The following is a 9,296-nucleotide window of genomic DNA, read 5'->3' as shown; positions in this document are numbered from 1 at the left end:
GGAGGTACTGGCCTTGCACATCGACGCCTGGATCGAGAGCGTCCCACCGACCGCGGTGTACGCCCTGGTCGGCCTGATCATCGGGCTGGAGTCGCTGGGCATCCCGCTGCCCGGCGAGATCGCCCTGGTCACGGCCACCCTGATGGCGGTCAAGGGTGTGGTGAGCCCGGAGTGGATCGCGGTGGTCGCGATCCTCGGGGCGATCATCGGCGACTCGATCGGCTACTCGATCGGCCGCAAGGGCGGCAAGCCGCTGTTCGAGAAGCTCGGACGGAAGTTCCCCAAGCACTTCGGGCCGTCCCACCTGGCCACCGCCGAGCGCTCCTTCCAGAAGTGGGGGATGTGGGCGGTCTTCTTCGGCCGGTTCATCGCCCTGCTGCGCATCTTCGCCGGGCCGCTCGCCGGCGCGCTGAAGATGCCGTACTGGAAGTTCCTGATCGCCAACGTGCTGGGCGGCATCGTCTGGGCCGGCGGCACGACGCTGCTGGTGTACAAGGTCGGCAAGAGCATCGAGCCCTGGCTGTCCCGGTTCTCCTGGGCGGGCCTGGCCGCGGCGGTGCTGATCGGCGGCGCCTCGGCCTGGTTCATGAAGCGCCGGGCCGCCAAGACCCACGCCAGGATCGAGGCGGAGGAGGCGGCCGCCGCGGCGACCGCCGCCAAGGCGCCCGTCGCGGAATGAGCGGAGTGAGCGGAGTAAGCGGAGCGACGAGGCGTCTGCACTGAGCACGGCGGGGCTGTCGGGCCCCCGGAGTAGCATCGGCGGGTACCTGCCGATCATGCACAACTGGAGGGCCCGATGACCCAGTCGACGTGGGATGCCGTGGACGCGTACTTCTCCGAGCAGCTGGTGGGGCACGACCCGGCGCTGGAGGCCGCGGCCGCCGCCGCCGACGCGGCCGGGCTGCCGAAGATCGCCGTCGCCCCCAACCAGGGCAAGCTGCTGCACCTGCTGGCGCTGACCCAGGGCGCGCGGCGGATCCTGGAGGTCGGCACGCTCGGCGGCTACAGCGCGATCTGGCTCGCCCGGGCGCTGCCCGCGGACGGCACCCTGATCACCCTGGAGATCGACCCGAAGCACGCCGAGGTCGCCCGGGGCAACCTGGCCCGGGCCGGGCTGGAGAAGGTCGCCGAGGTGCGGCTCGGCCGGGCCGCCGACGCGCTGGCCGCGCTGGTCGAGGAGGGCGTGGAGCCCTTCGACCTGGTGTTCATCGACGCGGACAAGCCCAGCAACCCCGAGTACTTCCGGCGCGCGCTCCAGCTGACCCGGCCGGGCTCGCTGATCATCGTCGACAACGTGGTGCGCGGCGGCGCCGTCGCCGACGCGGACAGCACCGACCCGGCGGTGGTCGGCACGCGGGCCGTGCACGACCTGATCGCCGCCGAGCCGAAGGTCACCGCGACCTCGGTGCAGACGGTCGGCAGCAAGGGCTACGACGGCTTCACGCTGGCCCGCGTGCAGAGCTGAACCCTTCAAGTACCACGGAGGAACGGAGACATCGTGCGGATCGGACTGCTGGGCACCGGCCCCTGGGCGGAGCGGGTGCACGCACCCGTCCTCGCCGAGCACCCCGGGCTGGAGTTCACGGGCGTCTGGGGCCGTCGGCCGGAGGCGGCCGCGGCACTCGGCGAGACGCACGGCGTCCCCGGGTACGCGGACCTCGACCGCCTGCTCGGCGAGGTGGACGCGGTCTCGATCGCGCTGCCGCCGACCGTGCAGGCGGGTCTCGCGGTGCGGGCCGCCGAGGCGGGCTGCCACCTGCTGCTGGACAAGCCGGTCGCGCTGACCGTGCCGGACGCGCAGGCCGTGGCCGAGGCCGTCCGGGCCCACCAGGTGGCCTCCGTGGTCTTCTTCACCGTCCGCTTCGGCCGCGACCAGATCCCGTGGATCGAGCGGCAGGCCGAGCTGGGCGGCTGGTTCACCGGCCGCTCGGACTGGCTCGGCTCGGTGTTCGCCCCCGGCAGCGCCAGCCCGTACGCGGCCTCGCCGTGGCGGCTGGACAAGGGCGCGCTGTGGGACGTCGGCCCGCACGCGCTGTCGGTGCTGCTGCCGGTGCTGGGCGACGCGACGCAGGTCACGGCGGTGGCCGGCCCGTTGGACACCGTCCACCTGGTGCTGCGGCACGCCGACGGCGCGTCCAGCACCCTGGCGCTGAGCCTGACCGCGCCGGTCGGCGCCGGCGGCGTCGGCATGGAACTGCGCGGCGAGCACGGCATCGCCCAGCTGCCCGAGCGCGGCGAGGGCCCGACCGCCGCCCTGCACCGGGCCCTGGACGCCCTTCAGGCCTCGGCCGCCACCGGCCAACCGCACCCCTGCGACGCGGAGTTCGGCCTGCGGGTGGTCGAGATCCTGGCCGGCGCCGAGCACTCGTTGGCGACGGGCGCGCCGGTGGCGGTGTAACGCTCGCCGGCGGCGGTCAGACCGGCGGCAGGGTGGGCTGCGTGGGGCCCGGGCGGCGGTCAGTGGGCCGGGCCGGGGGGATGACGGGGGCGTGGAAGTCGCGCGGCCCGGTCCACAGCGCGGGGACGGCGTCGCCGCGGCGGGCGAGCTCGTAGGCCAGCGCCTCGTAGTTGACGCGCCAGCCGTGGAAGTGCTGCCAGGCCTCCTCGACCGGGCGCTCGCGGGGGAAGCCGGCGGACGTGATCATGGCGACGGCGCCGATGTACTCGGTGTAGGTCAGGCGGATCGGGACGTCCGGGTCCGGGTCCGGGTCGAAGTCGATCCGCACCGAGCGGCCGATGTCGCGCAGCGCGGTGAAGCCCGCGCGCAGCACCAGGCGGGCCTCGGGCGGGGCCGAGCGCGGGCAGAGCGACAGGTGGAGGGCGGCCGCGTCCAGCACCGCGATCAGGCCGACCACCCAGCTGCGGTTCGGCTGCGGGGAGCGGAACGACAGCAGCACCGGGTAGTTGGAGTGGCTCTCGCCGATGTCGGCGGCCAGCCGCTCCCAGTCCCGGTAGAGCTGGGGGAGCGCGGTCTCGGTGTCGACGAGGGACTGCCGGGCCAGCAGCTCGGGGCCCCAGGCGGGCTCGCCGGCCCGGGACTGGAGCAGGGTCACCTCGGTCTCCCGCCGCTGGTAGGCGGCGTAGAGGGTGGGCAGGTAGGCGATCTGGAGGGCGATCACCAGCGGCCCGCTGGCGGCGGCCATGAAGTCGATCGCCGACAGTTGCAGGCGCTCACCGCTGGCGTAGCCGAGGGTGAAGAGGCTGGACCCGGCCTCCCGGATGGACACCGACCAGCTGAGCTCGGACGTGCCGTGCAGCAGCAGGGTGTAGGCGAGCAGCATCCCGCTGAGCCACACCCCGAGCATGCCGAGCAGGATCAGCGGCGCCAGCCAGGTGAGCGCCCGGTCCTGCGCGTAGTAGGTGCGGAACGGTGTCGCGTAGAGCCGGAGCACGGTCCGCAGCACCCGCCAGAGGCGCTGCACCAGCGCCGAGTACAGCCCGCGCGGGACGACCAGCGTGCGCAGGATGCTGCCGACGATGAGCAGGAGCAGCAGTGCGCCGGCCAGGGAGTGGATCAACCTCATGGCGCCATTGTGGCGGTCGGGCGGAGCGGCTGCGGCGCGGGGCGCCGGGTTACGGGACGGCGGAGGCCAGGTGCCGCTGGAATGCCTCGGCGGCCGCGACGGTGTAGAAGCGCCTGATCCGGTCCGAGGAGCCGGGCACGCGGACGTATTCGTGGCGCTCGTGGTCCCAGAGGCCCCAGCACTCCAGGAGGAGGAAGTGCGGACTCGTGGAGTCGATCAGGCGGACCTCGTACCTGTTGCGCTGGACAGCCATCACGCGACCTCCGTGGCGGACGTGTTCCTGAGGACCCAGAGTCGGGCTCGGGCGTAGGAGAAGAAGCGCAACGGTTCGTCGGCCGGGGGCAGGGCCTTCACCCACTGGCGGGTCGCGTGGTCGCGGACGATCCAGACCGGGTACGAGGCGCCGTGGGCGGCGTCGGCGGGGACGATGGTGTAGCGGCCGGTCATCGTCGGATCGCCACCTGGATGAAGCCGGAGGCCTTCTCCACGCGCTCGGCGAACTCGTTGAACTCGCCCTCGATCGGCGAGATCGCGGACTTGCTGGGGACGAGGATCGCGCCGGCCCGGTTGTCCAGGAGGCGTTGGAGGGCGGCCCGGAGCAGGGGGCGGTGGTCGGGCCCCTTCGCGTCGACCTCGTCGTCGACGACGATCAGGGCGATGTCCCAGTTGAAGGCGTGCGCGTAGGCCTCGCACCTGCGCAACTCGCGCTCGGGGAAGCCGGAGTCGGTCTTGGCCAGGTACGTGACGACCTGGAAGTTCCGGGTGGGGGTGGTGGGAGGCATGGGCGTCTCCATGGTTGCTCTTTGCGTCCGGATTCTCACCGGGTGTAGCCATGGTGGCGTGCTGCCCCTACGATCGGGAAGGCGATCTGAAACTTGAAGTCGATTCCCGGCAAGTAGGAGAAACTCCGTGAACATCAAGGAACTTGATCCAACTTCAGGCCCGTGGGCACCCTTCGGGGTTCAACTTCGCAGGTCACGGCGAGCTGCGGGACTCACGCAGGCCCAGTTGGCGAGGCTCCTGGGGGTTGACCCTTCCTACGTCTCCTACGCTGAACTTGCCCCGCCGGGCCGGACGCCGCCAAGCGAGACGTTTGCCCGCGACGCCGATCGGGTGCTTGAGACGGGCGGGACGCTGCTCCTCATGTGGCTTCAGGCCAAGCACTCGGCTCTGCTGGAGGGCTTCCCCGAGTTCGCGAGCCAGGAGCAGAACGCCACTGAGATAAGGATCTACGAAGCGGGTGTCGTGCCTGGGCTGTTCCAGACCGAGGCCTACGCAAGGGCATTGGCGGCCGGTGACGTTCGAAGAGGCATGATCACTCAGAGCCAGGCAGACGAGCGAGTCACTTTTCTGATCACTCGACAGCAACTGCTTCGACGAGGCCGGCCTCCGTTTGTGCATGCCGTGCTGGATGAGAGCTGTCTGCGCCGCCCCATCGGAGGTCGCGATGTGATGCGGGAGCAGCTGGCCTACCTGGAGGCGCTATATGCCGCAAACAGCATCATCCTTCAAGTTGCGCCATTCGCGCTGGGGGAGGAGAGGCCGTTCGCCTTGCCGATAGTGCTCCTCACTCTCCCCGATCAGTCCTTCCTGGGCTACTCGGAGTCCGAGGGGCGAAGCCACCTTGAGCGGGATACTGAAAGGCTGGCCACCTGGAGAAAACGCTACGATCGGCTTCAGGTGGGAGCGCTGGCCGAGACGGCGACTCTCGAATGGATGCGCGCTGCTCGGAAGGGGATCGAATGTCCGACATCAACTTGACCGCCGCCCGGTGGGTGAAGTCGAGCTTCAGTCAGCAAGGGGGCAACTGCGTCGAGGTGGCCCCTGGCTTCCCCGGTGTGGTGCCGGTTCGTGACTCGAAGGATCCTGAGGGGCCTGCGTTCGTCTTCCCGATCGACACATGGCGGTCCTTCGTTGCCGCTACCGCCGCCGGCGAGTTCGGCGACGTCTGATCCAAGACCTCACCGACGAGCCCCCGGACCATGCGGTCCGGGGGCTCGTTGCGTGCGGGTGGGCATTGACAGTAGGTGACGTCCCGCTGAATGCTAAGCAAGCGCTTAGTCAATGACGCCCCACCCCGAGGAGCTGCCCGATGCCCGAGACCCCCGCCGAGCCGCCCGGGCTGGACCTGGCCCGCCTCCGCGCCCACCTGGACCGGGAGCTGCCCGGCCTCGTCCAGGGCCCGCTGCGGGCCGACCTCATCGAGGGCGGCCGCTCCAACCTCACCTACGTCCTCACCGACGGCGCCGCCCGCTGGGTCCTCCGTCGCCCGCCGCTCGGGCACGTCCTCGCCACCGCCCACGACATGGGCCGCGAGTACCGCGTCATGACCGCGCTGCGCGACACCGACGTGCCCGTCCCGCGCACCCTCCTGCTGGACCCCGGCACGGACGTGCTCGGCGCCCCCTGGTACCTGATGGAGTTCGTCCCCGGCCTCGCGCACCGGGCCCGCGCCCCGTTCGCCGCCCTCGGCGAGCAGCGGGTCCATGCCCTCGGCCGACGGCTGGTCGACACCCTCGCCGCCCTGCACCGGATCGACCCGGCCGACGTCGGCCTCGCCGACTTCGGGCGCCCCGACGGCTACCTGGAGCGCCAACTGAGGCGCTGGTCCACCCAGCTCGCCAACTCCCGCAGTCGCGAACTGCCCGACGTGGAGCGGCTGCACGCCCTGCTCGCCGAGCGGCGGCCGATCTCCCCGGCGCCCGCCCTGGTGCACGGCGACTACCGGCTGGACAACGTGCTGGTCGGCGACGGCGACGCGATCACCGCCGTGCTGGACTGGGAGATGTCCACCCTCGGCGACCCGCTCACCGATGTCGGCCTGCTGGTGATGTACACCGAGGTCGCCGGCGTCGGCGGCGGCATCATCCCGTCCGCCGCGACCGCCCCCGGCTTCCCGAAGCCGGACGAACTGGTCGCGTACTACGCCGAGTTGACCGGCCGCCAGGCCGCCGACCTGGACTGGTACGTCGCCTTCGCCTCCTTCAAGCTCGCCGTCGTCGCCGAGGGCATCCACTACCGCTACCAGCAGGGCCGCACCCTCGGCGCGGGCTTCGAGCGGGCCGGCGAGATGGCCCCGATCCTCGCCCGGCACGGCCTGAGCACCCTCAAGGAGCACTGACCGATGGACTTCGCCTACGACGCCCGCACGAACGAACTCTGCGAGCAGCTGCTGGCCTTCATGGACCAGCACGTGCACCCGGCGGAGGCGGCCCTCGCGCAGCAGCTCGCCGACCCGGCCCGCGAGGCCTGGAGCATCCCGCCCGTGGTCGCCGAACTCCAGGCCGAGGCGCGCAAACAGGGCCTGTGGAACCTCTTCCTCCCCGGGGAGGGCGGCGCCGGCCTGACCAACCTCCAGTACGCACCGCTCGCCGAAATCACCGGCCGCAGCCCGCAGTTGGCCCCGCCCGCGCTCAACTGCGCGGCCCCCGACACCGGCAACATGGAACTGCTCGCCCAGTTCGGCACCGCCGAGCAGCGCGAGCGCTGGCTGCGCCCGCTGCTGGACGCCGAGATCCGCTCCGCCTTCGCGATGACCGAGCCCGAGGTCGCCTCCTCGGACGCCACCAACATCGCCACCCGGATCGAGCGCGACGGCGACGAGTACGTCGTCAACGGCCGCAAGTGGTACATCACCGGGGCGATGAACCCGCAGTGCCGGATCCTCATCGTGATGGGCAAGACCGACCCGGCCGCCGAACCGCACCGCCAGCAGAGCATGGTGCTCGTCCCGCGCGACACCCCCGGCGTCACCGTCAAGCGCGGCATGACGGTCTTCGGCTACGACGACGCGGACCACGGCGGCCACGCCGAGGTGCTGTTCGAGGACGCCCGCGTCCCGGTCGGGAACCTGATCGGGGAGGAGGGTGCGGGCTTCGCCATCGCCCAGGCCCGGCTCGGCCCCGGCCGGATCCACCACTGCATGCGCGCCATCGGCATCGCCGAACGTGCCCTGGAGCTGATGTGCCGCCGGGTGAACGGGCGGGTCGCCTTCGGCCGGCCGCTCGCCGAGCAGGGCGTGGTGCAGGACTGGATCGCCGAATCCCGGGTCCGGATCGAGCAGTTGCGGCTGCTCGTACTCAAAACCGCCTGGCTGATGGACACCGTCGGCAACCGGGGCGCGCACACCGAGATCCAGGCGATCAAGATCGCCACCCCGCGCACCGTCGAATGGATCCTCGACAAGGCCGTCCAGGCGCACGGCGCCGCGGGCGTCAGCCAGGACACGCCGCTCGCCCAGCTCTGGGCCGGCAACCGCACCCTGCGGCTGGCCGACGGCCCGGACGAGGTGCACAAGCGCTCGCTGGCCCGGAGGGAGCTGCGGCGGCACCCGTAGGGGTGTCATACCCGGGTACTCAGGGGCGGGTTGGTTCCAGGGTATGACGGCCGCGGCCCGCCCCCGCCCGTACTGTCCTTGTCACCAGGTCAACCGGGGACGAGGAGAGACATCATGGGCGGGCGGGGACGGGCCGTGGCGGCGGTACTGCTGGCGGCGACGGCGGCGACGGCGGTGCTCGGAGTGGTCGGCGCCCCCGGGGCGGTGGCGGCGGTACCGGCACCGGCACCGGCGCCGGGGGCGGACGGCGGCGGTGAGCGGCAGGCCCGGGCCTGGCTGCCGCAGCCCACCGGGCCCTACCCGATCGGCACCACCACGCTGCACCTGACCGACACCGGGCGGGAGGACCCCTGGAAGCCCGGGCAGCGCCGAGAGTTGATGATCAGCCTCTGGTACCCGACCGCCCGCCCGGCCATCGGCGCCGACCGCGCCCGGTACATGGAACCCGCCGCCGGCGAACACTTCGGCGCCGCGGGCAGCGTGGGCCAGCTGAACTACGGCGCCACGCCCGGCCGCACCGACTGGGCGGGCATCCGCACCCACGCCCGGCCGGACGCCCCCGCTCTGCCCGGCGGCCCGCGCCCGGTGGTGCTGTACTCGGCCGGCCTCGGCGACCCGCGCACCTGGGGCACCGCACTGGTCGAGGACCTGGCCTCGCGCGGCTACGTCGTGGTCACGCTGGACCACACCTACGAGGCCTCCGAAGTGGCCTTCCCCGACGGCGACCTGGCCACCTCCGTGTTCCCCACGATGCTCGGACAGCCCGGCCTGGACATCGGCGCGGTGCTGCGCAAGTCGATGCGGACCAGGGTCGACGACACCCGCTTCGTGCTGGACGAACTCGGCGGGCTGCGCCTGGACCCGCGGCTGCCGGCCGGCCTCGCCGCCTCACTGGACCTCGACCGGATCGGCATGGTCGGCCACTCGGCGGGCGGCTTCACCGCCCTCCAGACCATGCACGACGACCCGCGGATCGCGGCCGGCGTCAACCTGGACGGCCAACTGCACTTCCCCGGCCCGGACGGTCACACCGGGGTGTACCTGCCCAGCGTCGCCCAGGACGGCCTGGACCGCCCGTTCCTGCTGATGGGCACCCGCAACGAGGACTCCGGGGACTACCACCACCAGCCCGGCTGGGACGCCCTCTGGCAGCACAGCACCGGCTGGCACGCCGACGTCACGCTGAACGGCTCCCGGCACGGCTCCTACACCGACGCGCAGTCCCTGCTGCCCCAGCTCGCCCGGCAGGGCGCGATCACCCCGGAGCGGCTGAGCGACGACGTCGGGGACATCCGCCCCGACCGGGCGGTGCTCGCCACCCGCTCCTACGTCGCGTCCTTCCTCGACCGCTGGCTGCGCGGGCACGACGACCACCTGCTGGACGGGCCGTCGGCGCGCTTCCCGGAGATGGAGTACGCGCGGTAGGACCCGGGCCC

The 9,296-nt window shown here is 72.2% G+C and carries 12 protein-coding genes; 8 read left to right on the top strand and 4 right to left on the bottom strand.

Annotation, left to right across the window (positions count from 1 at the left end; translation table 11 throughout):
• Nucleotides 1-13 precede the first annotated feature (13 nt).
• The 3 genes from ACIPLC_RS23565 to ACIPLC_RS23555 all read left to right on the top strand — a co-directional run bounded on the left by ACIPLC_RS23565 (nucleotide 14) and on the right by ACIPLC_RS23555 (nucleotide 2,398).
• On the top strand, nucleotides 14-679 hold the full coding sequence (locus ACIPLC_RS23565) for a DedA family protein (RefSeq protein ID WP_350879825.1): 666 nt from the start codon (nucleotides 14-16) through the stop codon (nucleotides 677-679).
• Nucleotides 680-796: 117 nt separating this feature from the next.
• Entirely contained in the window at nucleotides 797-1,465 is a 669-nt protein-coding gene (locus ACIPLC_RS23560; protein WP_400474972.1) for an O-methyltransferase, read from the top strand.
• Between the two features lie 33 nt (nucleotides 1,466-1,498).
• A complete protein-coding gene (locus ACIPLC_RS23555) occupies nucleotides 1,499-2,398 on the top strand; it encodes a Gfo/Idh/MocA family protein (protein WP_400474971.1) in 900 nt (299 codons plus the stop codon).
• A 16-nt stretch (nucleotides 2,399-2,414) separates the two neighbouring features.
• On the opposite strand, the gene ACIPLC_RS23550 is transcribed toward ACIPLC_RS23555, so the two are convergent.
• Genes ACIPLC_RS23550 through ACIPLC_RS23535 form a run of 4 tightly spaced genes read right to left on the bottom strand, consistent with a single transcriptional unit; the run spans nucleotide 2,415 to nucleotide 4,306 of the window.
• Complete coding sequence (locus ACIPLC_RS23550; protein WP_400474970.1) at nucleotides 2,415-3,524, bottom strand: hypothetical protein; 1,110 nt, start codon at nucleotides 3,522-3,524, stop codon at nucleotides 2,415-2,417.
• 49 nt (nucleotides 3,525-3,573) lie between these two features.
• Nucleotides 3,574-3,777, bottom strand: a complete 204-nt coding sequence (locus tag ACIPLC_RS23545) for a hypothetical protein (protein WP_400474969.1) — start codon at nucleotides 3,775-3,777, stop codon at nucleotides 3,574-3,576.
• The gene (locus ACIPLC_RS23540) at nucleotides 3,777-3,971 is read right to left on the bottom strand and encodes a hypothetical protein (RefSeq protein WP_400474968.1); all 195 of its coding nucleotides are present in this window, start codon (nucleotides 3,969-3,971) and stop codon (nucleotides 3,777-3,779) included. The genes ACIPLC_RS23545 and ACIPLC_RS23540 overlap by 1 nt, the downstream gene beginning before the upstream one ends.
• On the bottom strand, nucleotides 3,968-4,306 hold the full coding sequence (locus ACIPLC_RS23535) for a hypothetical protein (RefSeq protein ID WP_400474967.1): 339 nt from the start codon (nucleotides 4,304-4,306) through the stop codon (nucleotides 3,968-3,970). Before ACIPLC_RS23535 ends, ACIPLC_RS23540 begins: the two co-directional genes overlap by 4 nt.
• Nucleotides 4,307-4,433: 127 nt before the next feature.
• Here ACIPLC_RS23535 and ACIPLC_RS23530 point away from each other — a divergent pair, with 127 nt between their 5' ends.
• From ACIPLC_RS23530 to ACIPLC_RS23510, 5 genes are all read left to right on the top strand, one after another.
• Nucleotides 4,434-5,285: a helix-turn-helix domain-containing protein gene (locus tag ACIPLC_RS23530; protein WP_400474966.1), complete on the top strand. Its 852-nt coding sequence runs from the start codon at nucleotides 4,434-4,436 to the stop codon at nucleotides 5,283-5,285.
• The gene (locus ACIPLC_RS23525) at nucleotides 5,267-5,476 is read left to right on the top strand and encodes a DUF397 domain-containing protein (protein WP_400474965.1); all 210 of its coding nucleotides are present in this window, start codon (nucleotides 5,267-5,269) and stop codon (nucleotides 5,474-5,476) included. Before ACIPLC_RS23530 ends, ACIPLC_RS23525 begins: the two co-directional genes overlap by 19 nt.
• Nucleotides 5,477-5,616: 140 nt before the next feature.
• A complete protein-coding gene (locus ACIPLC_RS23520; protein WP_400474964.1) occupies nucleotides 5,617-6,645 on the top strand; it encodes a phosphotransferase family protein in 1,029 nt (342 codons plus the stop codon).
• Nucleotides 6,646-6,648: 3 nt separating this feature from the next.
• Nucleotides 6,649-7,860 carry an acyl-CoA dehydrogenase family protein gene (locus ACIPLC_RS23515; RefSeq protein WP_400474963.1) on the top strand — a complete coding sequence of 404 codons (1,212 nt, stop codon included), beginning with the start codon at nucleotides 6,649-6,651 and terminating at the stop codon, nucleotides 7,858-7,860.
• Nucleotides 7,861-7,974: 114 nt separating this feature from the next.
• Entirely contained in the window at nucleotides 7,975-9,285 is a 1,311-nt protein-coding gene (locus tag ACIPLC_RS23510) for an alpha/beta hydrolase family protein (protein WP_400474962.1), read from the top strand.
• Nucleotides 9,286-9,296 lie beyond the last annotated feature (11 nt).

The organism is Kitasatospora sp. NPDC086801, from assembly GCF_044745805.1.
Classification (GTDB): Bacteria; Actinomycetota; Actinomycetes; order Streptomycetales; family Streptomycetaceae; genus Kitasatospora.
Note: the sequence above shows the minus strand (reverse complement) of the source record. Positions and strands in the feature narration are given on the sequence as shown.

Coding starts and splice junctions, on each gene's coding strand:
- ACIPLC_RS23545 (WP_400474969.1), bottom strand. CDS start 3,777: ATGGCTGTCCAGCGCAACAGGTACGAGGTCCGCCTGATCGACTCCACG.
- ACIPLC_RS23550 (WP_400474970.1), bottom strand. CDS start 3,524: ATGAGGTTGATCCACTCCCTGGCCGGCGCACTGCTGCTCCTGCTCATC.
- ACIPLC_RS23510 (WP_400474962.1), top strand. CDS start 7,975: ATGGGCGGGCGGGGACGGGCCGTGGCGGCGGTACTGCTGGCGGCGACG.
- ACIPLC_RS23560 (WP_400474972.1), top strand. CDS start 797: ATGACCCAGTCGACGTGGGATGCCGTGGACGCGTACTTCTCCGAGCAG.
- ACIPLC_RS23540 (WP_400474968.1), bottom strand. CDS start 3,971: ATGACCGGCCGCTACACCATCGTCCCCGCCGACGCCGCCCACGGCGCC.
- ACIPLC_RS23525 (WP_400474965.1), top strand. CDS start 5,267: ATGTCCGACATCAACTTGACCGCCGCCCGGTGGGTGAAGTCGAGCTTC.
- ACIPLC_RS23515 (WP_400474963.1), top strand. CDS start 6,649: ATGGACTTCGCCTACGACGCCCGCACGAACGAACTCTGCGAGCAGCTG.
- ACIPLC_RS23520 (WP_400474964.1), top strand. CDS start 5,617: ATGCCCGAGACCCCCGCCGAGCCGCCCGGGCTGGACCTGGCCCGCCTC.
- ACIPLC_RS23535 (WP_400474967.1), bottom strand. CDS start 4,306: ATGCCTCCCACCACCCCCACCCGGAACTTCCAGGTCGTCACGTACCTG.